Source organism: Oceanobacillus sp. M65, assembly GCF_052246275.1.
GTDB classification, from domain to species: Bacteria; Bacillota; Bacilli; order Bacillales; family Amphibacillaceae; genus Oceanobacillus_B; species Oceanobacillus_B jordanicus.
Window position 1 is genome coordinate 1 of the sequence record NZ_JBQQCJ010000004.1, and the last position, 25,040, is coordinate 25,040.

Annotated in this window: 22 protein-coding genes, 2 tRNA genes, 2 rRNA genes, 1 pseudogene and 1 riboswitch; of the genes and pseudogenes, 17 read left to right on the forward strand and 10 right to left on the reverse strand. The window is 38.3% G+C overall.

Features of this window, described 5'->3' with window-relative positions; all coding sequences use genetic code 11:
• The 10 genes from ACTWPF_RS15105 to ACTWPF_RS15150 form a co-directional block, all read left to right on the forward strand.
• Positions 1 to 127, forward strand: a 23S ribosomal RNA gene (locus ACTWPF_RS15105); the annotation flags it as partial.
• Positions 128 to 241: 114 nt separating this feature from the next.
• Positions 242 to 357: ribosomal RNA gene (gene rrf, locus ACTWPF_RS15110) — 5S ribosomal RNA — on the forward strand.
• 63 nt (positions 358 to 420) lie between these two features.
• Positions 421 to 497, forward strand: a tRNA-Met gene (locus tag ACTWPF_RS15115).
• Between the two features lie 36 nt (positions 498 to 533).
• Positions 534 to 610, forward strand: a tRNA-Asp gene (locus tag ACTWPF_RS15120).
• A 187-nt stretch (positions 611 to 797) separates the two neighbouring features.
• Positions 798 to 1,763: a thiamine-phosphate kinase gene (gene thiL, locus ACTWPF_RS15125; RefSeq protein ID WP_443149649.1), complete on the forward strand. Its 966-nt coding sequence runs from the start codon at positions 798 to 800 to the stop codon at positions 1,761 to 1,763.
• 8 nt (positions 1,764 to 1,771) lie between these two features.
• Positions 1,772 to 2,221 carry a tRNA (adenosine(37)-N6)-threonylcarbamoyltransferase complex ATPase subunit type 1 TsaE gene (gene tsaE / locus ACTWPF_RS15130; RefSeq protein ID WP_443149650.1) on the forward strand — a complete coding sequence of 150 codons (450 nt, stop codon included), beginning with the start codon at positions 1,772 to 1,774 and terminating at the stop codon, positions 2,219 to 2,221.
• 49 nt (positions 2,222 to 2,270) lie between these two features.
• Positions 2,271 to 2,978 carry a tRNA (adenosine(37)-N6)-threonylcarbamoyltransferase complex dimerization subunit type 1 TsaB gene (tsaB, locus tag ACTWPF_RS15135; RefSeq protein WP_443149651.1) on the forward strand — a complete coding sequence of 236 codons (708 nt, stop codon included), beginning with the start codon at positions 2,271 to 2,273 and terminating at the stop codon, positions 2,976 to 2,978.
• The gene (rimI, locus tag ACTWPF_RS15140) at positions 2,968 to 3,420 is read left to right on the forward strand and encodes a ribosomal protein S18-alanine N-acetyltransferase (protein ID WP_234368485.1); all 453 of its coding nucleotides are present in this window, start codon (positions 2,968 to 2,970) and stop codon (positions 3,418 to 3,420) included. The genes tsaB and rimI overlap by 11 nt, the downstream gene beginning before the upstream one ends.
• Positions 3,417 to 4,427, forward strand: coding sequence for a tRNA (adenosine(37)-N6)-threonylcarbamoyltransferase complex transferase subunit TsaD (gene tsaD / locus ACTWPF_RS15145; protein WP_443149652.1), 1,011 nt, complete (start codon positions 3,417 to 3,419; stop codon positions 4,425 to 4,427). Before rimI ends, tsaD begins: the two co-directional genes overlap by 4 nt.
• Positions 4,428 to 4,661: 234 nt before the next feature.
• The gene (locus ACTWPF_RS15150; RefSeq protein WP_036577181.1) at positions 4,662 to 5,834 is read left to right on the forward strand and encodes an FtsW/RodA/SpoVE family cell cycle protein; all 1,173 of its coding nucleotides are present in this window, start codon (positions 4,662 to 4,664) and stop codon (positions 5,832 to 5,834) included.
• Between the two features lie 45 nt (positions 5,835 to 5,879).
• On the opposite strand, the gene abc-f is transcribed toward ACTWPF_RS15150, so the two are convergent.
• Entirely contained in the window at positions 5,880 to 7,805 is a 1,926-nt protein-coding gene (gene abc-f, locus ACTWPF_RS15155; protein WP_443149653.1) for a ribosomal protection-like ABC-F family protein, read from the reverse strand.
• A gap of 255 nt (positions 7,806 to 8,060) precedes the next feature.
• On the opposite strand from abc-f, the gene ACTWPF_RS15160 reads away from it, so the two are divergent.
• Positions 8,061 to 8,717: a redox-sensing transcriptional repressor Rex gene (locus tag ACTWPF_RS15160; RefSeq protein WP_106895744.1), complete on the forward strand. Its 657-nt coding sequence runs from the start codon at positions 8,061 to 8,063 to the stop codon at positions 8,715 to 8,717.
• A gap of 200 nt (positions 8,718 to 8,917) precedes the next feature.
• Here ACTWPF_RS15160 and ACTWPF_RS15165 read toward each other — a convergent pair whose 3' ends face one another.
• The gene (locus ACTWPF_RS15165) at positions 8,918 to 9,160 is read right to left on the reverse strand and encodes a hypothetical protein (RefSeq protein WP_443149654.1); all 243 of its coding nucleotides are present in this window, start codon (positions 9,158 to 9,160) and stop codon (positions 8,918 to 8,920) included.
• Between the two features lie 221 nt (positions 9,161 to 9,381).
• Here ACTWPF_RS15165 and ACTWPF_RS15170 point away from each other — a divergent pair, with 221 nt between their 5' ends.
• Positions 9,382 to 10,377: a hypothetical protein gene (locus ACTWPF_RS15170; RefSeq protein WP_443149655.1), complete on the forward strand. Its 996-nt coding sequence runs from the start codon at positions 9,382 to 9,384 to the stop codon at positions 10,375 to 10,377.
• Positions 10,378 to 10,412: 35 nt separating this feature from the next.
• On the opposite strand, the gene ACTWPF_RS15175 is transcribed toward ACTWPF_RS15170, so the two are convergent.
• Together ACTWPF_RS15175 and ACTWPF_RS15180 are read right to left on the reverse strand one after the other, a co-directional pair.
• Entirely contained in the window at positions 10,413 to 10,613 is a 201-nt protein-coding gene (locus ACTWPF_RS15175; protein ID WP_036577186.1) for a YdiK family protein, read from the reverse strand.
• Positions 10,614 to 10,643: 30 nt separating this feature from the next.
• A complete protein-coding gene (locus tag ACTWPF_RS15180) occupies positions 10,644 to 11,357 on the reverse strand; it encodes a lysostaphin resistance A-like protein (RefSeq protein WP_443149656.1) in 714 nt (237 codons plus the stop codon).
• A gap of 282 nt (positions 11,358 to 11,639) precedes the next feature.
• Between ACTWPF_RS15180 and groES the strand changes: the two genes are divergently transcribed.
• Both groES and groL read left to right on the forward strand, forming a co-directional pair.
• Positions 11,640 to 11,924: a co-chaperone GroES gene (groES, locus tag ACTWPF_RS15185; RefSeq protein ID WP_036577188.1), complete on the forward strand. Its 285-nt coding sequence runs from the start codon at positions 11,640 to 11,642 to the stop codon at positions 11,922 to 11,924.
• Positions 11,925 to 11,996: 72 nt separating this feature from the next.
• Entirely contained in the window at positions 11,997 to 13,634 is a 1,638-nt protein-coding gene (gene groL, locus ACTWPF_RS15190) for a chaperonin GroEL (RefSeq protein ID WP_443149657.1), read from the forward strand.
• A gap of 335 nt (positions 13,635 to 13,969) precedes the next feature.
• Here the strand turns inward: groL and ACTWPF_RS15195 are convergent, their stop codons facing one another.
• Positions 13,970 to 15,445, reverse strand: coding sequence for a methyl-accepting chemotaxis protein (locus tag ACTWPF_RS15195; protein WP_443149658.1), 1,476 nt, complete (start codon positions 15,443 to 15,445; stop codon positions 13,970 to 13,972).
• Between the two features lie 142 nt (positions 15,446 to 15,587).
• Positions 15,588 to 16,613, reverse strand: coding sequence for a ketopantoate reductase family protein (locus ACTWPF_RS15200; RefSeq protein WP_443149659.1), 1,026 nt, complete (start codon positions 16,611 to 16,613; stop codon positions 15,588 to 15,590).
• 151 nt (positions 16,614 to 16,764) lie between these two features.
• Between ACTWPF_RS15200 and ACTWPF_RS15205 the strand changes: the two genes are divergently transcribed.
• Positions 16,765 to 18,249, forward strand: coding sequence for a methyl-accepting chemotaxis protein (locus ACTWPF_RS15205; RefSeq protein ID WP_443149660.1), 1,485 nt, complete (start codon positions 16,765 to 16,767; stop codon positions 18,247 to 18,249).
• Between the two features lie 273 nt (positions 18,250 to 18,522).
• On the opposite strand, the gene ACTWPF_RS15210 is transcribed toward ACTWPF_RS15205, so the two are convergent.
• Complete coding sequence (locus ACTWPF_RS15210; protein WP_443149661.1) at positions 18,523 to 18,891, reverse strand: thiol-disulfide oxidoreductase DCC family protein; 369 nt, start codon at positions 18,889 to 18,891, stop codon at positions 18,523 to 18,525.
• Between the two features lie 559 nt (positions 18,892 to 19,450).
• On the opposite strand from ACTWPF_RS15210, the gene ACTWPF_RS15215 reads away from it, so the two are divergent.
• Positions 19,451 to 21,001, forward strand: coding sequence for a BCCT family transporter (locus ACTWPF_RS15215; protein WP_443149662.1), 1,551 nt, complete (start codon positions 19,451 to 19,453; stop codon positions 20,999 to 21,001).
• Positions 21,002 to 21,087: 86 nt separating this feature from the next.
• Here the strand turns inward: ACTWPF_RS15215 and ACTWPF_RS15220 are convergent, their stop codons facing one another.
• Together ACTWPF_RS15220 and ACTWPF_RS15225 are read right to left on the reverse strand one after the other, a co-directional pair.
• Complete coding sequence (locus ACTWPF_RS15220; RefSeq protein WP_443149663.1) at positions 21,088 to 21,498, reverse strand: hypothetical protein; 411 nt, start codon at positions 21,496 to 21,498, stop codon at positions 21,088 to 21,090.
• Positions 21,499 to 21,713: 215 nt separating this feature from the next.
• Positions 21,714 to 22,292, reverse strand: coding sequence for an MFS transporter (locus ACTWPF_RS15225; RefSeq protein WP_443149664.1), 579 nt, complete (start codon positions 22,290 to 22,292; stop codon positions 21,714 to 21,716).
• Positions 22,293 to 22,879: 587 nt separating this feature from the next.
• Between ACTWPF_RS15225 and ACTWPF_RS15230 the strand changes: the two genes are divergently transcribed.
• Positions 22,880 to 23,920 carry a DUF3231 family protein gene (locus ACTWPF_RS15230; RefSeq protein WP_443149665.1) on the forward strand — a complete coding sequence of 347 codons (1,041 nt, stop codon included), beginning with the start codon at positions 22,880 to 22,882 and terminating at the stop codon, positions 23,918 to 23,920.
• A gap of 465 nt (positions 23,921 to 24,385) precedes the next feature.
• Here ACTWPF_RS15230 and ACTWPF_RS15235 read toward each other — a convergent pair.
• A pseudogene (locus ACTWPF_RS15235) lies at positions 24,386 to 24,636 on the reverse strand (PLP-dependent transferase); the annotation flags it as partial.
• A gap of 210 nt (positions 24,637 to 24,846) precedes the next feature.
• Positions 24,847 to 24,954, forward strand: a riboswitch (SAM riboswitch).
• Positions 24,955 to 25,040: the final 86 nt, after the last annotated feature.

A 25,040-nucleotide genomic window follows, 5' to 3' on the forward strand; every position in this document is an offset into this window, starting at 1 on the left:
CAAGATGAGACTTCCCATCACTTCGAGTGAGTAAGATCCCTCAGAGACGATGAGGTTGATAGGTCCGAGGTGGAAGCGTGGTGACACGTGGAGCTGACGGATACTAATAGATCGAGGACTTAACTAATATTTTTCTTGATTCGTTGTTTACTCTTATTTAGTTTTTAGGGTATAAGTAAAATTCCCTTGCATTTTCTATAAAAAATGCGTATAATATATCTTGTCCTTGTTTTTAAGAAGGTCTGGTAGCAATAGCGGAGAGGTCACACCTGTTCTCATGCCGAACACAGAAGTTAAGTTCTCCAGCGCCGATGGTAGTTGGGGCTTTGCCCCTGCAAGAGTAGGACGCCGCCAGGCCCTAAGATATATTTCTACTATTCAATAGAGGGTAACCATTAAAATTGAATATTTTACTCACATCGCGGGGTGGAGCAGTCTGGTAGCTCGTTGGGCTCATAACCCAAAGGTCGTAGGTTCAAATCCTGCCCCCGCAACCAAATTTATTATTAAAGTGAAACAAATATAAACATTTTGGTCCGGTAGTTCAGTTGGTTAGAATGCCTGCCTGTCACGCAGGAGGTCGCGGGTTCGAGTCCCGTCCGGACCGCCATACTTATAAAACTTCGTACACATGAACTCATTAAGAGCATCATGTGTTTTTTAATGTTTAAATAATAAATAAATATATTGTTAACGCTAGATAGAGATTCAAATAAAAATACTAACTATTCTTTTTCAATTCCCTCTTTTTTTGCTATCATTAGGATTGTATATTAGTTGGGAAATGGTGATAAAAGTTGGATGAATTCTCTTTTATAAATTCAATTAAACAGATTAGTTATAAACAACCATCCTTAGTAAAAGGAATTGGCGACGATGCTGCTGTATTTAGAAGTGAAAAGGATATCGTAACGGCAGTCGATACTTTTGTAGAAGGAATACACTTCAGTAGAGAGACTATGTCTCCATTTCAAACAGGTTATAGAGCACTTGCTGCAAATATTAGTGATTTAGCTGCAATGGGAGCAATGCCAGCATTTTATCTTGTTTCTGTAGTAATTCCTAAAACATGGACTTTAAAAGAAGTAGAAGAAATCTTTTCCGGAATGAAAGAATTAGCAAGATATGATCATATGGACCTTATTGGTGGGGATACAGTATCTGGTTCAGAGCTGTCTATTTCTATTACTGTTATTGGCTTAGTAGAGAAGGGCATGGCTCGATTTCGTCACACAGCTCAACCAGGAGACCATGTTTTTGTAACAGGAACACTAGGAGATGCACGAGCTGGATTGCATATTTTAACGGATAAAACCAGTTCTTATATCAATTCATCTTACTTTGTAAAAAGGCACCAAATGCCATCCCCCCGATCAACTTTTGCTGTTTCTTTAGCAGGAATTGACCGGATCACGTTAAATGATGTAAGTGACGGAATAGGAAATGAGGCAAATGAAATTGCCGAAGCCTCCGATGTTACGATTACGTTATATGATGAGAACATTCCTGTAAGCGACGACTTCCAACAGTTTCCTCCATCCTTTCAGCAAGAATGGAAGTACTTTGGTGGGGAAGACTTTGAGCTTTTAGGAACAGTAGCTGAAGAAAACTGGGATGCTCTTGCAAGAATAGCGAATGATACAGGTACCCAGTTAACTAAAATAGGTTTTGTATCAGAAGCGGAAAAAGAGCCTTCTGTTTACGTAATAAAAGATAATAGAAAAACGCGTTTAGATAAAAACGGTTATACACATCTAAAGTAGGTGAATCAATGGAAACACACCAAGTAAAGGTTCATACAGAAGTAGAAACAAGACAGGTTGCAGCACAATTAGCCGTCCTATTAAAACCAGGAGATGTGGTTACATTAGAAGGCGAATTAGGTGCTGGAAAAACGTCGTTTACGAAAGGCCTAGCAAATGGGCTTGGTGTTAAGCGGCATGTAAGTAGCCCAACATTCACCATTATTAAAGAATATCAGGGTGAACTTCCCCTATATCATATGGACGTATATCGACTGGAAAACTCGGAAGAAGATATTGGGTTTGATGAATATTTTAACGGTGATGGGATCTGTGTGGTAGAATGGGCGCAATTTATCAATGAATTCTTACCTGAAGAGAGATTGGAAATTGAAATTCAATACGCAGGTGAGGAAAGTAGAACGATACAATTTAAAGCATATGGTACGCACTTCGAAGGGATATTACGAGATCTGTAATTAGCATCTAAAGAACCTTCGAGTACTGAAAACATGAGGAGTAACGTGAATGAATATACTTGCAATTGATACTTCTAATCAAGTGTTGGGGATCGCCATCGTAAAGGATAATAAACCTATTGGAGAAATGAAAACGAATTTAGCCAAGAATCATTCCGTGCGCTTAATGCCTGCTATAGATCAGCTTATGAGGGATGTCTCCATAACGCCTGATGAGCTTGATCAAATCGTTGTGGCTAAGGGGCCTGGTTCGTATACTGGTGTACGCATTGGACTCGCAACAGCGAAATCTATGGCTTGGGCATTAGAAATTCCAGTAATAGGTGTTTCTAGCTTGGAAGTCTTGGCATATCAAGGCAGATTCTTTAATGGTTATATCTGTCCCTTCTTTGATGCGCGCCGTGGGTTAGTCTATTCAGCAGTCTATGAATGGAAAAATGGACAGCCTGAAGTCGTATATAAGGAAGAAAATCTCTTAATGGCGGATTTGCTTGAAAATCTTGCTCAAGAAGATAAACCCGTATTATTTTTAAGTCCTGATATCAATATTTACATGGATGCAATCAACACACAGCTTGGGAAGCAGGCTGTGATACCAGAGTTAGCCTTCCATGTAGCAGACGCCAGCCATTTAGTGCTAGCTGGAACAAGGAAACAGGCAGAGCCTACTCATGCACTGACTCCAAATTATCTTCGTCTTGCTGAAGCGGAGGCAAAGTGGTTAAAGCAACAGAAGGAACAGCAGAATAATGAGTGAGATAACGATTCGAAAAATGGAGATAGCTGACGTCGATCAAGTCATGGAAGTTGAAAGAGTATCTTTTACCACGCCATGGACTACGGATATCTTTTACCAAGAAATTGTTGATAATCAATATGCTTATTATTATGTGATAGAATGGAATGGAAGGATTGTCGGGTATGTGGGTACTTGGGTTGTCTTAGAGGATGCTCAAGTAACGAATATTGCGATTATGCCAGAATTAAGAGGTAACAAACTTGGGGAAAAGCTATTTCAATATATGCTTTTACAAATTAAGCTAATAGGGGCGACACGTCTTTCGCTTGAAGTACGTGAATCGAATATTCCCGCACAAAAATTATATCGCAAATTTGGATTGGTACCTGGTGGAATAAGAAAAAATTATTATACAGACAATCAGGAAGACGCCATCGTTATGTGGGTGAATATATTATGAAAAATGATACGATTATATTAGGAATAGAAACCAGCTGTGATGAAACAGCAGTTGCTATCGTGAAAAATGGAACGACGATTGTCTCCAATGTGGTAGCATCACAAATTGAAAGCCATAAACGTTTTGGCGGGGTGGTTCCAGAAATCGCTTCAAGACACCATGTGGAACAAATGACACTCGTGCTTGAAGAGGCCTTTGCAAAAGCGGAGCTCACATGGGATGAAATAGATGCAATTGCCGTGACAGAAGGGCCTGGCCTTGTTGGTGCCTTACTGATCGGAGTAAACACGGCAAAGGCTTTAGCTTTTGCAAAACAAAAGCCACTCGTCGGTGTTCACCATATTGCTGGTCATATTTATGCAAATCGTCTGGAAACGGAATTCCAATTTCCGCTATTAGCTCTTATCGTTTCAGGGGGCCACACGGAGCTAGTACTGATGAAAGAACATGGTAGCTATGAAGTCATCGGTGAAACGAGGGACGATGCGGCAGGAGAAGCTTATGATAAGGTTGCTAGAATGTTAAGTTTACCGTACCCTGGCGGACCACAAATAGATCGACTTGCAGCAGAAGGGGAAGCAAACATTAATTTCCCTCGAGCTTGGCTTGAAGAAGGTAGCTATGACTTTAGCTTCAGTGGCTTGAAGTCATCAGTGATTAACACGGTTCACAATGCAAGCCAGCGTGGAGAGGAATTAAAGAGTCAAGATATTGCTGCTAGCTTTCAATCAAGTGTAGTAGACGTACTTGTTTCCAAGACATTGCGTGCTGCAAAAGAATATAAAGTAAAACAAGTAATCGTTGCAGGTGGTGTGGCAGCGAATAGTGGTTTACGTAATGCGTTGAAAGATGCCTTTGCGGATACGGAAGTCCCGCTACTCATTCCTCCTTTAAAGCTTTGTACCGATAATGCAGCCATGATTGCGGCAGCAGGCACAATCGCTTATGAACAAGGGAAAAGGGCTTCTTGGGATTTAAATGCTAACCCATCTCTTATTTTAGAATAAAAAGTATCCACAGTTATACACAAGCCTGTGGGTAACCTACGAAGAAAACGGTTTACAAAGGTGTTATCTGGGGATAAAAATAGTGGATAACTTATAACTTGTTTGTGGATAATGTGCATAAATTTGTTGACAACCTTTGTTTTCGCACTTATGAGGAAATAGAAACTGTGGATATGTTAAAAAGATTTAAATCAATCGTTTGATTAAGCAAAATGGAAATTTGGTGAATGGAAGATGTCCAAAAAACAATCCTTTTATATACAGAATGACCTTATTACTTTGTTTATCTTATTTGTCTCGGTGAGTCTGCTTGCAGTATACAATGCACAGCAATTGGAGCAATACGATGAAAACTTTGTATTGAAACAAATAGTCTGGTTCACGATTGGTATTTGTATTATTGCAGCAATACAGTATTTTGATCTGGATCAATTGTATAAGGCAAGTATTTTCATATACCTAACTGGCCTTTTAGTACTTGCGATCCTCCTTGTTAGTCCTGAAAGTATTGCCAAACCCGTAAATGGGGCAAAAAGTTGGTTTACCCTGCCTGGTTTATCCTTACAACCAGGGGAATTTGCTAAAATGACAACTGTGTTATACACAGCCGCAGTTATTAGTAAGCACAAAGAAAAGTACGCTGCGAGCAATCTCAAAAGTGATTTCTTATTGTTGTTTAAAATCCTTGGTTTAACCGCACTTCCAGTCATGCTGATTATGCTGCAACCTGACTTTGGAACAGCAATGGTATATTTATTTGTCTGTGGAATGTTGATCATTTTGTCAGGTATTAGCTGGAAAATTATCGGTTCTCTTATTTTGGGGATATCTTCTTTAATCGGGGTTGTGCTTGGATTTATCGTAAGATTTCCGGATATAGCAAAGGAAATAGTCGGAAGTAGTAATGCATATCAGATTGACCGAATTATGACGTGGTTTAATCCAGATCAGCAATCACCAGATGCGACCTTCAACTTTGACCGGGCTCATATGGCACTTGGTTCTGGACAGTTATTTGGTAAAGGAATTGGTAGTTTGCAGGTTGCCACACCAGAGGCTCAAACGGATTTCATCTTTTCAGTCATAGGGGAAAGCTTTGGGTTTATTGGTAGTGCATTGGTCATTTTTCTTTACTTTATGTTGCTATATAAACTAGTTACGCTTGGGTTAAGTATGTTTAAACATTCTCCTTTTGGTTCATATGTTTGTTTTGGATTTATGAGCATTCTACTTGTCCACGTCTTCCAAAATGTTGGAATGAATTTGGGGATAATGCCTATCACTGGGATCCCGCTCCTGTTGATAAGTTATGGTGGTAGTTCTGTGTTATCCACAATGATCGGATTAGGGCTTGTGTACAGAGTGGCTGTAGAGCATTCCATACAAAATGATTATCTTTTCAAATAAAACAAAACCCGCATGATTGCATGCGGGTTTTGTTTTATTTAGCTGTTACGCTTCTTCTTGTAAAGCTGTCCATTCTTCCATAAAACCTTCTACTTTTTGTTTGAGATTGCTTGTTTCTTCTGTTAGAGCGAGTGCCTTCTCATGGTCTTGATATACTTCAGGCTCTGTCATTTTTTCTTCTAGCTTTTCAATCTCCAATTCATACTCTTCAATTATTGTTTCTAATTCTTGAATCCGTCGTTCTTTCTTTCGTCGCTGACTTTGAAGCTGTTTCTCCATTTTGAAGTCACGTTTACGCTGGTCGGCTTTTTGAACTACTTCTTCTGTTTGCTGTAGTCTTTTGAGCTCGGCTTCTTCTTCTTTTTTCTCAATATAATAGTCATAATCGCCCAAATATATGGTGATGCCGTCCCGCTCCATTTCGGCTACCTGATCCGTAATTTTATTTATAAAATAACGGTCATGCGATACAAAAACAATCGTGCCCGGAAAATCGAGAAGAGCTGCCTCAAGTACCTCTTTACTGTCTATATCGAGATGGTTTGTCGGTTCATCTAGGATGAGCAAATTAGCTTTCTGCATCATAAGCTTAGCTAGGGCAAGGCGTGCCTTTTCTCCACCACTAAGAGCACTTACAGGCTTCAATACATCATCCCCAGAAAATAGGAAATTTCCAAGAATCGTGCGGATATCCTTTTCATTTTCGGTCGGATATTCATCCCACAATTCTAATAGTACAGTCTTGGAAGAAGTAAGATTGGCCTGTTCCTGATCATAATAACCAATTTGCACATTTGTTCCGATTTGAATGTTGCCACTGTTAGGTGTGAGTTTGCCCATGATGGCCTTTAGTAACGTCGTTTTACCGACCCCGTTTGGTCCTACCAAGGCAATTCTTTCGCCCCTATTCACATGAAGTTTAACGTCTTCAAAAATGTTTTCGGTTGCATCACCATAACCAAAAGCAAGCTGATCTATTTTTAATACATCATTCCCACTGCGTCGGTTAATTTGGAAAGAAAACGAAGCGGAGGATTCATCGCCTTGAGGCCTGTCCAATCTTTCTATCTTCTCCAGTTGCTTTCTTCTGCTTTGTGCTCGTTTCGTAGTAGAAGCTCTTACAATATTTCGCTGCACGAAGTCTTCAAGCTTTTTGATTTCAGACTGTTGTTTCTCAAATTCCTTTAAATCCTTCTCATAATCCAAGGCCTTTTGATCAAGGAATTTACTATAGCTTCCATGGTACTTCTTTGTTCTGTGTCGAGAGATTTCGTAAACAATCGATACTGTTTTGTCCAAGAAGTATCTATCATGGGAAACAATTACAACTGCTCCTGGGTAGCTGACTAAATAGTTTTCAAGCCAACCAAGTGTATCAATATCTAAATGGTTTGTCGGCTCATCTAGAATAAGTAGTTGTGGTTTGGTGAGCAATAGCTTCCCTAAGGCAAGGCGTGTTTTTTGGCCACCACTCAGCTCTGTAATTGGTGTGCTATAATCATAATCTTGAAAATGTAGCCCTGTCAGAACTGCTTTAATATCCGCTTCATAGGTATATCCACCACTTTGTTGATATACCTGCTGTAATTGATCATAATCATGTAGTAATTTTTGATAAGCGGTTTCAGATAAACTTGCTGTATCCGCCATTTGGTTTTCAAGCTTGCGAATTTCTTCTTCCTTGCTTACTAGTTCAGAAAACACACCTAGCATCTCATCCCATATAGTTAGGTTGGAGTCGAGAGCAGTATGCTGTGAAAGATAACCAATGGTCAAATCCTTTGGTTTGAAAAGTTCCCCGCTATCATATGTTAATTCTCCGGCCATGATCTTTAAAAGCGTGGATTTACCAGCACCATTTCTACCTACTAGCGCGATTCTGTCGTTCTCTTTTACTTCTAATTTTATATTTGATAGTATTTCATCCGCTCCAAAAGCTTTTGAAATGCCATTAACCTGCATAAGTATCATACGTGTCACCTCATCTCTCTTAGTTTACCTTACCTAGACACATCAGTAAAATACAAGATGCTGTAAAAAATTTCATAATGAATTGTGAAAAGAATCACGACTTATTATTAAGTTTCTGCTAAAATAGAGGGAGAGAGAAATGAAAAATAGACCAATTTTACCAGATTACATAGTATTTTCAGCAGAGTGGGCAACGCGCTGCTCTGTGAAAGATAATTTTAATACATAATTACTGTACCGAAAGAAGGAATAACGATGGATCAAAATAAAATACCACAAGCGACTGCTAAACGATTGCCATTATATTACCGCTTTCTTAATAATTTAAATCACCAAGGTAAAAAACGTGTCTCTTCCAAGGAATTAAGTGAAGCTGTAAAAGTAGATTCCGCCACGATACGCAGAGACTTCTCCTACTTTGGCGCGCTCGGTAAGAAGGGGTATGGATACAATGTTGAATATTTGCTTGGTTTCTTCAGGAAAACCCTGGACCAAGATGAGTTAACCGATGTGGCCTTAATTGGTGTTGGTAATCTTGGTACCGCATTCTTACATTATAACTTTATGAAAAACAATAACATAAAGATCCAAATGGCATTTGATGCAGATGAAAAAAAGGTTGGCTCTACTATTGGCGGGGTTCCTATTTATCACATTAAGGATATGGAAGAAAAGCTTAATGGGATCAAGGTTGCCATTTTGACCATTCCAGCGAGTGAAGCAGACGGGATCACAGATCGGCTTGTTGAGCATGGCATCACGGGTATACTCAACTTCACCCCAGCCAGAATATCGGTACCCAGCCATATTCGTGTGCACCACATTGATCTCGCAGTAGAACTGCAAGCATTAGTGTATTTCTTAAAACATTATCCACTTGTATCAGAAGAGATAGAAGAAATAGAAGAATAAAGTCGTGTTGGCAAAGCCCTTCGTTTTTGAAGGGCTTTTATTTTGTTTAGAAGGAGTTTGGCAGATGAATAAAAAAAGAGAAGATCAGGTCTGTTTTAATCAACCGGAAGAGCGATCCAATCGATGACATGATCGTTGCAATCAATCAGAAGAGCGATCCAATCGATGACAGGAGCGTCGCAATCAACTAGAAGAGCGATTCAATCAATCACATGATCGTCGCAATCAATCAGAAGAGCGATCCAATCGATGACATGATCGTTGCAATCAATCAGAAGAGCGATCCAATCGATGACATGAGCGTTGCAATCAATCAGAAGAGCGACCCAATCAATCACATGAGCGTCGCAATCAACTAGAAGAGCGATCCAATCAATCACATGATCGTTGCAATCAACTAGAAGAGCGATCCAATCAATCACAGGATCGCCGCAATCAATCATAGAAGCCTCCCAATCAACCAAACCCCGCTTCCAATCCAGAATAAACTCCACCACACCCACAGTCCTTATTAAACAAACTACATTTAAAAATAGTCAAAAATAACTGTTTTGTCTGAAAATTATTTAGGGAATAAGACATCTGTCTATTCACTTAGTAATGAGGTATGATTATGACTGGTTTGCTGTTGCAGGATAACTAAACTTTAGGAGGTAAGGTAAATATGAAAAAATTTATAGTTCTCATAACAGTACTTATTATCGCTTTATTCCTTAGTGCGTGCTCTGAGTCAACGAGCAGTGAAGAACCCAGTGATGAGAAAGAAAAAGAAGAAGAAACAGAAGCGGCGGAAGAGCCAGAGGAAGAGGCTGTTCCGGAAGATGATGAATTGTTTGAGGTGCTAGAGGTGAATATTCAGTCTATGATGGATCAAGACATAGATGCCCATATGGAAACCATACATAGCGAATCACCTGCCTACAACAGTACCAAAGACTTATTAGACCAAGTATCTGCTTACACATTGGATATGAAGTTATCTGATCTAGCTGTTGAAGAGAAATCGGAAGAAGAAGCACGAGTCGCTTATACACAGACTTCCATGAAAGTAGATGGACCAGAATACCAGAATAACCTTACGAAGGGTATTCATACATTGAAACCTGAGGACGGGATATGGAAGATATATGGCTCAGAAGTAAAAGAAACCACTCCACTCGATGAAAACGGTGAAGAGATAGAAGAAGGAGCAGCTGAAGATGTTGCGATGGAAGGGCAGTATGCTGATTTGATCACTTCATTAGAAATGCCTTTTAATAGCGATAAATGGGTGCTTGGTAATTATAATGAAGCCCAAGGAGAAGGAATTGCAGAATTTCTTATTAATGGTGAAACGTTTGAGAATTATACAGAGCTATTAACGGTTCACGTTTTCCCAGATGCAGCGGCGAATGGCGGTATTACCACATTTGTTGAAGCGATGGAAACGAATTTAACGAGTATGATAGACGGAGAACTGGAATTTAATCGGCTGGAAGAAACGGATCAGGAGGTTATCTACGAGTTTAGTGTAACGGACGATAGCACACAGTATGATCAGGAAGAAGTAGCGCGTGCCTTTAGCAAAGATGACCACCTTTATGTCGTTCGTTACACGACGATGGAAAAAATGATTGAGAATAAAGAGGATTGGTTAGATAAACTAAAGGACGTAAAATAAATCGCAACCATACAAAAGGAGCAGCATTCTACATGCTACTCCTTTTTATTCTTTTTAATACGAAAATGTAAACTAATTAATCGTATACTTACACCAAATTCAAGGGTGGCAAACAGCGCCAGAACCATTGTGGTGATATTCCAGATCGTGTCCTGTGCGCTAAGAATGGCAATGTAGATAAAAAACACTCCCATTACAAAGTAAATGGCGGCCATTGTTTTTGGTGAAATTTTCATGGGTAAACCTCCAACGTGGTAATCTTTCACCTAGAATCCAAAGATAATCGCTTGCAAGTCCTGTAATTGCTTTTGCATTCTCTCGATATCTTCTGGTGTCAGATTGTATTGCAGCAGGACAACAATTGAGTTCATTGCTGCATGTACAAAGATAGGAACTAATATGCGCTTCGTCTTTACATAAAGAAAAGCAAACACAAGACCCATTGAACCGTACACCAGAATATGCTGTGGTTCTCCGTGGATGACACCGAAAATGAAGGCGGAAATTAATGCTGCGATAAAAAAGTTTGTTCTCATGTAAAGTTGTCCAAAAATAATCTTTCGAAAGATTATTTCTTCGAGTACTGGTGCGATAATTGCTGGGACTAGGAGAAATAAAGGAGTAGCCCGAGCGATATTCATAATATTTTGCGTGTTCTCGGATCCTGGGTCGATTCCAAAGATTTGCATTTCCAGCATTGCTGCAATTCCTTGGGAGAAGTAGGCCATGAACACACCAATTATTGACCAGGCCACCGCAACTCCAACACGGGACGCTTCGTGGCTTCGTGTCATTTGCATGTCTTTTCTTAAAAGTAGCAGTACAACGATTAAACCTAGTATAAAGCTAGTGATTGCCCAGTAGGTGACTGCCTGATACCTCGTAATTTCAAATGTAACAAGCAAAAGTGGGGCCATCAGGATCCCTGAGAACTGCATAATGATGTAAGAGATAATGACCCACCAATAACGTTTTGGCAAAATACAACGACTCCTTTAGCGAACATGTAGTGTTATTTATAATATATGTGCGTATTTAATGGACTAGTAGAATATTATTTGCATTCATTAAGTATTCTATCATAAATTAGTACGAGGTTATAACAGAAGCACTTCTCCCAACATAAACAAAAAATATTAAATTCGTGAGTGCAATGCTTGCATTTTTTTAACAATTTATTTATCATATTAATTGGAATTAGCACTCGGTTATGTAGAGTGCTAACACTAAAAAACATATCTAGAATTAAGGAGGCTTTCTACATGATTAAACCACTAGGAGATCGTGTTGTCATCGAGCTTGTTGAACAGGAAGAAAAAACTGCAAGCGGTATCGTACTTCCAGATTCTGCAAAAGAAAAACCACAAGAAGGTAAGGTTGTTGCTGTAGGTTCTGGTCGCGTAACAGAAAATGGAGAAAAAGTCGCGCTAGAAGTAGCAGAAGGCGATCGCATTATTTTCTCAAAATTTGCCGGTACAGAAGTTAAATATGAAGGCACAGAATACTTAATTCTTCGCGAAAACGACATTTTAGCTGTAGTTAGCTAGTCAGGCCGAATAAGTACATTCACATAATTCATATGTATTGAAAATAGATAATAATCAAGGAGGGCTTTATCAATGGCTAAAGAAATTAAATTTAGTGAAGACGCACGTCGTGCAATGCTTCGTGGTGTTGATACATTAGCAGATGCTGTAAAAGTTACTTTAGGACCAAAAGGGCGTAACGTCGTTCTAGATAAAAAATTTGGTTCTCCACTCATCACAAATGATGGTGTAACGATTGCAAAAGAAATTGAATTAGAAGATCACTTCGAAAACATGGGTGCACAGCTTGTATCTGAAGTAGCTTCTAAAACAAATGACGTTGCTGGTGACGGTACAACTACTGCAACAGTTCTTGCACAAGCAATGATTCGTGAAGGACTTAAAAACGTAGCATCTGGTGCTAACCCAGTAGGCGTTCGTCGCGGTATTGAAAAAGCAGTAGAAGTAGCTGTTAACGAACTAAAAGCTATCTCTAATCCAATCGAAAGCAAAGAATCCATTGCACAGGTTGCTGCTATTTCTTCTGGAAACGAAGAAGTAGGAAACCTAATTGCAGAAGCTATGGAGCGCGTTGGTAACGATGGTGTTATCACAATTGAAGAATCTAAAGGATTCAACACAGAGCTTGAAGTAGTAGAAGGTATGCAATTTGATCGCGGATATGCTTCTCCATACATGGTTACAGACCAAGATAAAATGGAAGCAGTTCTTGAAGATCCATATATCTTAATCACAGATAAGAAAATCGGCAACATCCAAGAAGTATTACCAGTACTTGAGCAAGTTGTTCAACAAGGTAAGCCACTTCTATTGATTGCTGAAGATGTTGAAGGCGAAGCACTTGCTACATTAGTAGTAAACAAACTACGTGGAACATTCAATGCTGTAGCGGTTAAAGCTCCAGGATTCGGTGACCGTCGTAAAGCAATGCTTGAAGACATCGCAACACTTACTGGCGCAGAAGTGATCACAGAAGATCTAGGCCTAGACCTTAAGAGTGCTACAATTGAACAATTAGGTCGCGCTTCTAAAGTTGTTGTAACAAAAGAAAATACTACAGTGGTAGAAGGTTCAGGTAACCCTGAAGCAATCTCTTCCCGCGTAGCACAAATCCGTGCACAAGCTGAAGAGTCTACTTCTGAGTTCGATAAAGAAAAATTACAAGAACGTCTAGCTAAATTAGCTGGCGGTGTAGCAGTAATCAAAGTTGGTGCTGCAACTGAAACAGAATTAAAAGAGCGCAAACTACGCATTGAAGATGCTTTAAACTCTACACGCGCAGCAGTTGAAGAAGGTATTGTTGCCGGTGGTGGTACTGCACTTGTAAATATCTACAATAAAGTAAGTGAGTTAAGCCTTGAAGGAGACGAAGCTACTGGTGCTAACATCGTACGTCGTGCTATGGAAGAGCCAGTTCGTCAAATCGCTCATAACGCTGGACTAGAAGGTTCTATCATCGTAGAACGTCTTAAAGGCGAAAAAGTTGGAATTGGCTACAATGCAGCAACTGGCGAATGGGTAAACATGGTAGAGGAAGGTATCGTGGATCCTACTAAAGTAACTCGTTCTGCACTACAAAACGCAGCATCTGTAGCAGCAATGTTCCTAACTACCGAAGCAGTAGTCGCTGACAAACCAGAAGAAGGCGGCGCTGCTGGCGGCGGAATGCCTGACATGGGCGGCATGGGTGGAATGGGCGGCATGATGTAAGTTTTATCTTATAGTCCTTGTTACAAGAGGATTTAAGAGACTTATACACCACCCAAAACTCGAAAAAATCATAACAAAGTCACATTTAATTTATATTTATAGCTAGAAGGCGTTTCCGTACAGAGTATTCTTACTTTGTCGGAAGCGCCCTTTTTCATGTTAATTATGCATGCGTAGAAATCCCTTCATTGTATTTTCATATCCTCATTGCCGAATATCTCCATAATAATCTCTTTATATTGTTAAAGAAACGTCCTAATTCTAACTACAGAAAAAAACCGGACATTTCCGTCCGGTTTCTAACTCTTAGAAATACTGCCCTGTCACTTTCACTCCTACTTCTCTCTATTAAAAAGATCAGAAAGATTTTTGGTAGCATTATTTGTTTCTTGCACTAGATGCGTGAGTTGTTCCTTATTTTCTGTTTGCAACTGAATACTTGCGGAAATCTCTTCCAGAGAAGCGGAGGTTTGTTCTAATACAGAAGCAAATTCGTTTACGGATGCTTCAATGTTTCGAGTATCTTGATCAATATTTCCCGTTACGGATGTGAAACTTTGAATTTCTTGTTGAAGTTGATTAATGGAGTCTTGGATCGATTGGAAAATAGATCTATTCCGTACGGTTTCTTCAATATTTTCATCCATTCTACTTGATACAACATTCATTTGTTTTTGCGTTTCCTGATTGTTTTCGTGTACTTGATTTAACATGGTAGAAATTTGCTCTGTAGTTTGTTTGGACCCTTCTGCTAGTTTGCGAATTTCATCCGCAACAACGGAAAAGCCTCTACCTGCTTCTCCGGCTCTAGCTGCTTCGATAGAGGCATTTAGAGCAAGGAGGTTTGTTTGATCGGAAATTCCTTGTATGGCCTCAATTGCTGTTAACGAGGACTCAATGTTTTTACTTAATTGATTCATATCTTTCTTCAAGATTTCAATGAATTCCTTGAAGTCCTGCATATTATTATTTAACACTGCTGACTGGGAACTACCCTCGTCAATTCGTCCAGTTATGTTACTCGTAAAACGATTCGTTTCTTGTACCCGTTTATTCATGGAGACAACTTGCTTTGCAGTACTTTCCATTGCAGTCATAATATCATTGATCGAATTTCCTTGTGATTGGGTTCCAGCAACAATTTCTTGTATCGAAATATTTACTTCTTCGATTGTTTGTTTTTCCAATTCGGACTGTGACTTTACTTGTTCCATGTTGTCTGCAATAACCCGTGAATTATCTTCAATAACAATCCGTTGCTGCGTTTCTTTGTGTAACTGTTCTTCAGCCTCAGCCTTCATACTACCAAGATCTTTCTCCAATCTGCCCATAACTTTCGTTTGGAAGACAAGAACGAGAACAGATAGAGAAAATAAGAATAGATAGGTGGTGAGATCCGAAGAATAAATAGCTCCATTTATAGAAAAGGCGAAAAGTAATAAACTAACCGCTAAAGCAGTTCCGATAATAAAAATCGTTAGGTTCATATAAAAGGCGGAACTAATGAGTAGGAAATAGAGAAGAGAAAGGTTATTTTCAGATGGGCTGATAAAAATAATACTCCCTAATATAGCAGCTAATCCGATGATCGCAATATACCCGATTTGTTCCGTGAATTTATTTGTTTTGAGCAAATAGGCAATTGTACCACATAAAATAAGCCCACCAATTGCGATCGCTAGAATGAGTTCAAGCGGTTTATTCATGCCTATTTCTACTACTACACCTAAAACTACTGTTATGATCAACATGATTAAAATAATTCTATTTTTTCTTTGTAATGTTTTCAGTTGTAATTCATCAATCGTCATGAACATTCACTCCTTCAGTCTGTAAAATTCCATTTTTTATATCGGAATAGTAATGAAAAATATAAATATATGATTCCTTAACCAAGAGAAAAAAATAGAACACTAGCATAGACTAGTGTTCTGCTTGTAGAGTTATATCTTTTTACAGCAACTCTTTGAAATAGGAAAGGTTTTCTTCAAAGTTTGGAATAACCTTTTCGGTTTCAGCTTTCTTCACTAAACGTACTAGTAGATCGTTAAATGGCGTGTCAATACCGGTTTCTTTTCCTTTGGATGAGACGACCCCATTAATATAGTCTATCTCGGTTTTTCGCTTCTTTTCGAGGTCCTGTAACATACTTGCTTTGAGTAGGGCTTGTGGTCCAAATGCTTTTTTTGCAAATTCGATTGCTTGGGCTAGATTGATCTTGTTTTCCTCTAGTTTAAAGATAGCTAAATTAAATCCAGCAAGTTCTTCAAATTCAACACCTGATGCGATCCCAACTTTAAGTGTTTCATCTGCTAACATTACTGCGCTTGTTACAGCATCTTCATTATTAAGAACGTCTCCATATGTACAACCTAAAGCCGTAGATAACCCACTCATAGCAACATTTACTAAGAGTTTTGCCCACTTCGTTCCTACAAGATTAGTAGAGATAGTTGTATTACCTACTAAATCAAGGACTTCTTTTATTTTGTTAATGCGCTCCGTAGTGGTTCCATCTAATTCACCGATTTGAAAAGCGTTTGCTTTGAATGCATCAACAGCCGTTGTTAATTCGGATACACCAGGTTTAACCCATGTTGCTCCAAACTCAACGGATCCACCGACCACTTTATCCTTGCCTAAAATAGAAGCAAGCGACTCTTCCGGAACACCGTTCTGTAAGGAAAGAATGGTACTATCCTCACTTAAATAAGGTTGAAGATTAGATAGAACTTCCCCATTATATAGTTGCTTCGTTAATAAAAGGACTAAATCATAAGTTCCTTCCATTTGTTCCGGCGTAATTGCTTTGACTGCAATTGTTTCCGTAACGGTTCCTGTAATTGTTGCACCAGATTGATTTAAAGCGTCAACATGTTCTTTGTTGACATCAATAAGTTCAACAGTTTCGTTCCTTTTTGAAAGATAGGCTCCGATAATGGTGCCTAGGGAACCAGCTCCCATAATTGCTATTCTCATTAAATCCCTCCTCTAAGCTGTAATAGCAATATAAAGTATACTCTATATCCAAATTTAATGCATATATATTGAATATCAACTAAACATTTCCATTTTCTAGCCGATATAAGATAGTAGAAGAGATTGCAAATATGCTAGTAAGGAGATTGGGATGGGACAACAAGATACTTATAATACACAAAGGGTTCATAAGGTTAATTTATTTTTATTGACTTCAATAGTGTTACTTTTAGTTATACCGATTGTATTTTCCAGAGGTTTTAGTGATAGTGTAGGTATCGTGGTTGCGGGAACATTGGTTGTTATTCTCTCTGTAATTAATTATTACGTACCACTACCTCCATATGTAAAAGGTTTAGTCTTCGCTTTATTACCGTTTTTAGTTACAATCGCTCTATTTTATTCGGATGGTTTTGCATTAAATAAGCATTATATTATATTATTGTCTATTGCAATGATTGCTCTTTATTTTAAAGAAAAACTTATACTTATCTTTGCTGTTTTTGTTAATGTAGCGATAATTGCCACGTACTTGATGGTACCCGAAGAAATATTCGGCATCGATCATAACTTTAAAGGTTTTATTACGGTAATTGCTTTAATTAATGGGATACTGGTTGCTTTGTACTTGTTAACCAAATGGGGAAGAGAATTAATTGATGCATCGTATCAGAAGGAAATGGAAGCACAGCATTTAACAAAGCAATTAAAAGAAACGCTACAGAAAATCGAAAAAAATACGAATACACTAGATGATAACATCGATCATTTAAATAACAATATTACAACAATCTATGATTCTAGCCATCTGATTAAAGAATCAGTTGAGCAAATGGCGACTGGAATACAAGAAGAGGCTAATAGCATTAGTTCAGTTAGTGAATCAATGGGGGATTCGGTAGATCGAGCGAATAAATCCATTTCCATATCACAAGCTATTGTGGACAAATCGGATACTATGAATAAAAAGGTTCAAGAAGGCTGGGAGAAATTTAATCAAGTAAACAGTTACATGTCGACTGTAAATACTGCCATAAGTACCACTGCTACTACAGTAAATGATTTACAAACGAGCTTAGAAACAGTTAATTCCCTCTTACAAGGAATTAAGGATATCGCAGAGCAAACGAATCTATTAGCATTAAATGCTGCTATTGAATCTGCGCGTGCTGGTGAGCATGGAAAAGGATTTGCAGTCGTAGCAGATGAGGTGCGTAAGTTAGCAGAACAAAGCGCAAATATAACATTAGATATTGAAAATGTAACACAAGATTTATTCCATAAATCAAAAAATGCCCAAGAGAAGTCGAACAAAGGGGAAACAGCTTTTACGGAAGGACAGAAAGTATTAGATGAGATTGCTTCTTATTTCAAAGAAATAAAAGATTCCTTCCAATACACAAATGATGAGCTATCGATGGGAATGAATGAAATTCAATCATCAACGAACAATTTCAAAGACATACAATTGCAAATTGAAACAGTAGCAAACATTGCAGAAGAGAATACTTCTTCTACACAAGAAATATCTGCAACACTTGAAAGTGAACATCAATTAATTTCAGATATCAATACAGCAATTGCAGAAATCAATAAACTAAGTAGTGAACTAAAGAAAATAATTACGACGAATTAAATAAAAAACAGGGGGACGGCATGCTCTTATTTTAAAAAGCAAAGCTGTCCCTTTGTATATGTGGAAACATATAGATCGGGGACTTTTAATGATCTACCAGCAATTAGCATGAAGGCCTGAAGACGCCTTATCGAGCAGAAGATAAAGCGTAGGCTATGGAACCGTTAAAAGCATTTATAGATAAGTGGAAGAAATCCTATTCAAAGAATACCCAATCCTTAACAGTATCTTTTCACGTATTCTAACCCTACCCCGTTTTACTCCGATTACCAATCACAGCTTATTATACGGCACTCTCCCAAACCATTTATAACGGCGAGTTGAAATAAAACGGTACGCAGGATCCCCAATATTTTGGGCGAACGGTAGATAGAGTAATAAAGCGAAAGGGGTAGTGGCTGGAAGTAAAGAAAGAATTTTGCGGACGGTATTAAAACCTGTCAGAACCCGTTTGTCTTTTGTATACATATAGATTTCGTCATACATATTTTTATAGTTATTGACTCTCTCTTTTATTGATTCACTTACTTCCTGAACAGGGTACCAGAAAATGCTGTCATTCCAGTCTAGTCTTTTCAGCACCGCCTTCACTGTCCGGCATAAAGGGCATTCAGCATCGAAAAATACAATATGTTTATTCAAACTTTTTTTCCCCCTTCTGTTTTATATGTTTTTTATAGTTTAAATTTTAGTACAGAGATTATAAAAAAACCTCGTTTCACTGAATCTATCTCTCATTAATAATACCTTTGCTTTAATGCCCATCATATCATAACCCTCTTTTTACTAGAGTAAATAAAGTGCTGTCTGCTTGTGGTTTATTACGATCTGTCAATTTGTATATTCCCCTGATAACTCCTTATTAATTACGTTTCACTTTTCCTGAGTAAACGTTTTTCCTCTGTTCTATTCAGTTAGGTCTCCCCAATTCCTCCGTTTTTTTAAAACTTATTTAGGAGTTAGGAGGTGTAATAACTGGTTACAAACTTCTAAACTGTTTCTTATCATTTCTCATGGCGGGCGCCATGATGTAAGTCATGACACACCATCCGATTAGTTTATAATAACTAGAACTTGACACACACTAACCTAAAATGTATTATTTTACGCTGTGGTTAAATTTTAGATATCAATTAATTCATGCATACAACGGATTAAAGGTCGGGTATGTATTTTTTTATGGAATTGAAAGGAGCAGATTTTGAAAAATATAGAGAAACAAAATCAAAGTATAGATAAACCAGTGCTATTTCTGAGTGGAGGGGCATTACTTGCCTTTGTTATTTTAGCATTAATAAATAAAGAAATGGTTACGGATGTAGTTAATACAATGTTTAATTGGTCAGTAACTTATTTTGGATCCATTTATCAAGTACTAATGGTTGGAACTGTATTAATTGCCTTAATTCTTGGTTTCTCCAAGTTTGGTAAGATACGTTTAGGTAAGTTAGAAAAGCCAGAGATTGGAACTTTTAAATGGATTTCCATTATTATGTGTACGCTACTCGCAGCGGGTGGGGTTTTCTGGGCAGCAGCCGAGCCATTAAGTCACTTTTTAACTGTTCCTCCTCATTTCTCTGGGATTGAGCCAGGAACGAGCGAGGCAGTAGTACCAGCACTTACAACAAGTTTTGTCGATTGGGGCTTTGTTTCCTGGGCAATCCTGGGTACATTAGGCACGATTGTGCTCATGTACTCCCATTATCATAGAAATGCACCATTAAAGCCTCGGTCACTACTTTATCCGATTTTTGGGGATAAAATTATGAAGAAAAGTGCACTTGGAACATTTGTTGATGCCTTTTCGATTGTATCTGTAGCAGCCGGTACGATTGGTCCGATTGGGTTTCTCGGTTTGCAAGCTGGTTATGGATTAAATGCTTTGTTTGGTATACCAAATAATTTACTCATGCAGTGTCTTATTGTTGCAGTAATTGTTCTTGCAGCTGGCATTTCCGCTGCTACAGGGATTCATAAGGGTATTCAAATTTTAAGTAGCTATAATATTATTCTTGCAGTTGTTTTAATGATCGGTGTTCTTATTCTAGGACCAGCATTATTTATTTTCGATTCATATGTACAATCATTTGGTTTGTACGTACAGGAATTTATCAGGTTAAACACTTTCCGAAGTGATGGAGCTTGGCTTGGAATATGGACCATTTTTTTCTTTGCTTGGTTTATCGGATATGGACCGATGATGGCTATGTTTGTAAGTCGTATATCTCGTGGCCGAACAATTCGTGAGCTAGTAACTGCTGTTGCAGTAATCGCTCCAGTGGTCACAACATTTTGGTTTACCGTTGTTGGGGGAACAGGAATCTTTTCGGAAATGAAAAAACCTGGCTCTGTCTCTGATGCTTTAAATAGTGCTGGACCTCCAGCAGCAATGATTGCAATTGCAGAACAACTGCCCTTCGGTACAATTTTCGGTTTCTTGTTTCTCCTGGCAACTATTGTCTTTGTGCTAACGACAACAGATTCCATGTCATTAACCATTTCGATGGCAATTACTGGTCATGGAGATCCAGCAAAATATTTACGTGTAGTTTGGGCAATTCTCATGGGGGTTGTCGCTACGGTACTTATTACGCTTGGAGAAGATAGTGTTGGGTCATTACAATCATTCATTGTGGTTACTGCCGTTCCGGTTTCTTTACTCATGTTAACCACATTTTGGACAGCGCCAATAGTAAGCCGTGAACTAGCTAGAGAACAAAAGATTGATGAAAAGCAACAATATACGAAGTAATATATTAAAGGTGCTGACACCCAAGTCTGCACCTTTTTGTTTTTACACTTGAAATGTCACTAGTGTTGTCAGTTTAAAAGATAACATTATATTAACCGGTGTTTTTTATTAGTCACTCTTATTACTCTAATTGAGCTATTCGCAACGGTGATAGACTGAAACCATATTCCACATAAAGTTAGTCCAGCTATCGAAATCCCCATAGCCGTTATAAACCGTAGTCCGTCAGCAAGGGCACCTCCTAGTGGAGCACCGATAACAACTGCACTACGGTTGATGGAACGTGTGGCATTCATACTACCTTGCAGGTGAGATGGCATGACATACTGGCGATATCCTATCTCAAGAGGACCCTCTATTCCCATGGCGAAGCCGTAAAAGAGCTGCCCTACGACCACAAATAGGAGAGCTATGTACTGTGAGTCAGAGTTGTTAACTGCTGGAGCTAAAGCCATCAAGATAACTGCTGGACCATAGAGAATTCGAGAAAAAGCCATAGAACTCCTACACCGCACCCCTGATCGAGGAGATAGTGAGGTTCCTGCGACAGCACCAACACCTGCAGCGGCGAGGATATACCCAAGAAGGGAAGCATCGTAGCCAATCTCAATCAAAACAATTGTACTAAGATCGTCATGGTCTTGCTATGAAAGAGAAACCAGGCGTGCGTGTTTAAAGCGAGTGTGCGAAGGTATTGGTGTTGGTAGACCCATCACAAACCTTCCTTGATCTGCTGACTAAGTGGTCGAGTCTTCACTTTATTTAAAGGTTGGTGTTGAATCGTTGCCGTTAATACACCTAAAAACAAATACGATAAGGCATCAAAAAGAAGGGCGAAGGTGCAACGATTAAAGAAATAAGTCCGCCTCCAATAGCTGGACCACTCGTTTCCGCCATGGCTGAACTTTGTTCTAACAAAGGACTGGTAGGCAGAATCATTAAAAAGAGACAAAGCACCAAAGAGCGCTAGCAGTAACATTAGCCAGCCCATACTGATTACGCCTGTGATAGACAATAAGCAAATGAAGGTAAGTATAATGCTGCGCCCTATATCTGTTACCACCAATACAGTCTTTCGGTGAAAACGATCAACTAAAACCCCTGCTATTAATCCTAAAAGTACATACGTAAGCAATCTAGATGCTGAACCCCAGCCAACATGAACAGCACTGCCCCCCATATTACCAACCACTAATATCTGAAGCGCAAGAGTTGTAATATATGTGCCAAAGCTTGAAGTTGTCGATGCAAACCAAAAACCAACAAAGCTTCTGTGCTCTCTTAATTTCATCTGGGATTCACCCTCTTTTGCGATTATTCACCTTATAAGTATAGTTATCTTTACTTGACTTTCAAAACCTTGTAAACATAGAGTTTTACATGGGGACGGACCTTGGGAGAGTGATGGAAGAAACAATGGGTACTAATATAAAATTCTTAACGGATTAAAGTGAAAAAGAGAAGTATAGCTATTATATTTCTAAAAAGGTTGAGATTTAAATTTAATTTAGTAAAGAGCAAAATTGAAATGGTCAAAGTTTAAAATTAAAGAGTAAAGGTCCATAAGTTCAGAATCAAATGAAGCCGATCCTCAAAGAGTTAACTGAAATAATTCTAAGTTTGTGGTGATTTTTTAAGCGATAATGGGTTTCTGTGCAATACAAATATATCAATCACCGATTCTACTCTTGAAGTAATCAATAAGGATGGAAATGCATAACGTCCTTTTTGGGGAAAAGGACGTTATGGCGATACTAATATATACACAGTTAAAAAAGTAAAGAGAATTTAGTGTGATAATGAATAATGTTTGGGTTTAAATACCATCATAAAATATTAGGAAAAGGATTTGGCAATATTGAGGAGGAAAGTGTTAGAATGACAAATACAAATGATGATGAAAAAGTATTGACTCAACATAACATTCCGCTTACTGCTTCAGAAATGGGTTTTCTTTGGACACAATATATAAACGATAGCTTAGCTGTTTGTGTAATGAAATACTTTAAAAGCATATGTGAAGATAAAGAAATCCTTCCCTTAATAGAAAATTCATTAAGTATAGCAGAAAAGGACATTAAGATTATTACGGAGATTTTTACTAAAGAAAACCATCCGATACCAGTCGGCTTTACGAATAAAGATGTAAATGTGAATGCACCAAGGTTATTTTCCGACGTATTTATCCTTATGTATATACAAAAATTGGAAGTAATAGCAATGGCGAGTATTGGAGTAGCAATTGGAGTTTCAGCACGGTCTGATGTAAGTAACTTCTTTAGAAATTTACTTATTTCTGTTTCTGAATTACATGATAAGTCAAGAAAAGTTTTAATATCAAAAGGTGTATATGTCCGACCACCGCAAATAGCAAGCCCTAAAAAAGTTGATTTTGTGGATAAACAAGGTTTTCTATTTGATTTTTTAGGTTCTCATAAACGACCATTAACATTTATTGAAATTACTCATCTTTTTATCAACATTCAAACAAACGCAATGGGTAAAGCAATGATGTTGGCATTTGCACAAGTTTGTAAAGATAAAGATGTCAAACAATTCCTTGTAGAAGGCAGGGGGATATCTAATAAGCATTTGAAGAAATTTAGTTCAACTTTAACTGATGAAGATCTCCCCGCAGCAATGAGTTGGGATTCTCACGTTATGGATAGTACGGTTGCACCTTTTTCCGATAAGTTAATGATGTTTCATACAACTACGTTAATTGCAGTAGGAATTGGGAATTACGGTACTGCCGCAGGAACTTGCCAAAGAATGGATTTAAGTGCAACATATACAAGACTTTCAGCAGAGATTGCTTTGTATGCGGAAGATGGTGCTAACCTAATGATTAAACATGCTTGGCTAGAAGAACCACCAAAGGCGGTTGATCATAAAGCACTTGTCAAAAAAATGAAATAGCCTCTGAACGAATGGGCTAACGCTAAGCTAAATACGCGACTTTATTTGCTAGTGTGAAGCCAACTACTGGACACGGAGAAATCCCGAACAGTATATATGGATAAATACTCAGATTTTAGGGCTGCAAACATAGGGTTATTTATATATATAGAAGGTTGGCGCAACCGTAAAAGAATACACAGTGGTATAGTTTTAAAAAATCGCAAGAGCTTAAAAAACGCAGATAGCAGTATAATCCAGTAGAGACTCAGCTTTGCATGTAGAAGTGAGCAGATAGCCTCACTTGGTTTGACAGTATGTCCTAAAAAATTTTGCTGGCTACCTGGCGTGGAAATCGCGCTCACAGAGGCCTCAATATCAAGCCAACTTATTTTACTGTATGATTGTGTAAAATTAACTCTTTTGTGTATAACTAAGCTTCCTCATATTTTGACCTCCTCTTTTTCTAAAGTTGAAAAACTTGCTTCAGGTCGTTTCCGTTTCTTCGATATCTACTGAATAGCGTAATAGCAGATCACAAATGGACGGGTCCGTTCTTCAACCGAAAATGTCAGCATGGGTTTGGGTAGCTGGATAAGTTATAAAGCTTTTAATTCCTCCGATTTTCGGCGAAAGTAATTAACTGCAGATTTTCCAAAAAAATGCACCAATCCAGTTACTTTCTTTTAGGAAAATGAGAGCATCCCCCCATTACCTGGGTTTATTACATCCGTTACCCAAATTCATTACTTGATAATTAAAAGTAGCTATTTATTGGGATCATACTGATATCCTCTTTTAATAATCTCTTTTTAAATAAGCCCATATACTCTAATAAAAGTTAGTAGTTCGTTCAGAGAAAAAAGAATAATCTAAAAATATAACTAAACCTAGTTGACAACTAGGAATTATCGGGATAGAATAAGATTCATCAATTTAATATGAAACTCTTATTTAGAGAGGTTGAGGGAACTGGCCCGCTGAAACCTCGGCAACCGTTGATTAACAATCATAAGGTGCTAATTCCAGCAGACTTTACGTCTGAAAGATAAGAGGCAGTGCTTAAGTTTGAATTTAAGTAAATGACCTCTAATAAGAAAAGTGGTCATTTTTTTATTGAGAAAAAAGGGGGATTAAGGTG

Excerpts from the sequence above, each read along its gene's own strand:
- ACTWPF_RS15160 (WP_106895744.1), top strand. The coding sequence starts at position 8,061 with ATGGATCAAAATAAAATACCACAAGCGACTGCTAAACGATTGCCATTA.
- ACTWPF_RS15220 (WP_443149663.1), bottom strand. The coding sequence starts at position 21,498 with ATGGCTTTTTCTCGAATTCTCTATGGTCCAGCAGTTATCTTGATGGCT.
- ACTWPF_RS15205 (WP_443149660.1), top strand. The coding sequence starts at position 16,765 with ATGGGACAACAAGATACTTATAATACACAAAGGGTTCATAAGGTTAAT.
- ACTWPF_RS15230 (WP_443149665.1), top strand. The coding sequence starts at position 22,880 with ATGACAAATACAAATGATGATGAAAAAGTATTGACTCAACATAACATT.
- tsaB (WP_443149651.1), top strand. The coding sequence starts at position 2,271 with ATGAATATACTTGCAATTGATACTTCTAATCAAGTGTTGGGGATCGCC.
- groL (WP_443149657.1), top strand. The coding sequence starts at position 11,997 with ATGGCTAAAGAAATTAAATTTAGTGAAGACGCACGTCGTGCAATGCTT.
- ACTWPF_RS15170 (WP_443149655.1), top strand. The coding sequence starts at position 9,382 with ATGAAAAAATTTATAGTTCTCATAACAGTACTTATTATCGCTTTATTC.
- ACTWPF_RS15195 (WP_443149658.1), bottom strand. The coding sequence starts at position 15,445 with ATGACGATTGATGAATTACAACTGAAAACATTACAAAGAAAAAATAGA.
- tsaE (WP_443149650.1), top strand. The coding sequence starts at position 1,772 with ATGGAAACACACCAAGTAAAGGTTCATACAGAAGTAGAAACAAGACAG.
- ACTWPF_RS15150 (WP_036577181.1), top strand. The coding sequence starts at position 4,662 with ATGTCCAAAAAACAATCCTTTTATATACAGAATGACCTTATTACTTTG.
- ACTWPF_RS15200 (WP_443149659.1), bottom strand. The coding sequence starts at position 16,613 with ATGAGAATAGCAATTATGGGAGCTGGTTCCCTAGGCACCATTATCGGA.
- ACTWPF_RS15175 (WP_036577186.1), bottom strand. The coding sequence starts at position 10,613 with ATGAAAATTTCACCAAAAACAATGGCCGCCATTTACTTTGTAATGGGA.
- abc-f (WP_443149653.1), bottom strand. The coding sequence starts at position 7,805 with ATGATACTTATGCAGGTTAATGGCATTTCAAAAGCTTTTGGAGCGGAT.
- tsaD (WP_443149652.1), top strand. The coding sequence starts at position 3,417 with ATGAAAAATGATACGATTATATTAGGAATAGAAACCAGCTGTGATGAA.
- groES (WP_036577188.1), top strand. The coding sequence starts at position 11,640 with ATGATTAAACCACTAGGAGATCGTGTTGTCATCGAGCTTGTTGAACAG.
- ACTWPF_RS15225 (WP_443149664.1), bottom strand. The coding sequence starts at position 22,292 with ATGAAATTAAGAGAGCACAGAAGCTTTGTTGGTTTTTGGTTTGCATCG.
- ACTWPF_RS15165 (WP_443149654.1), bottom strand. The coding sequence starts at position 9,160 with ATGATTGATTGCGGCGATCCTGTGATTGATTGGATCGCTCTTCTAGTT.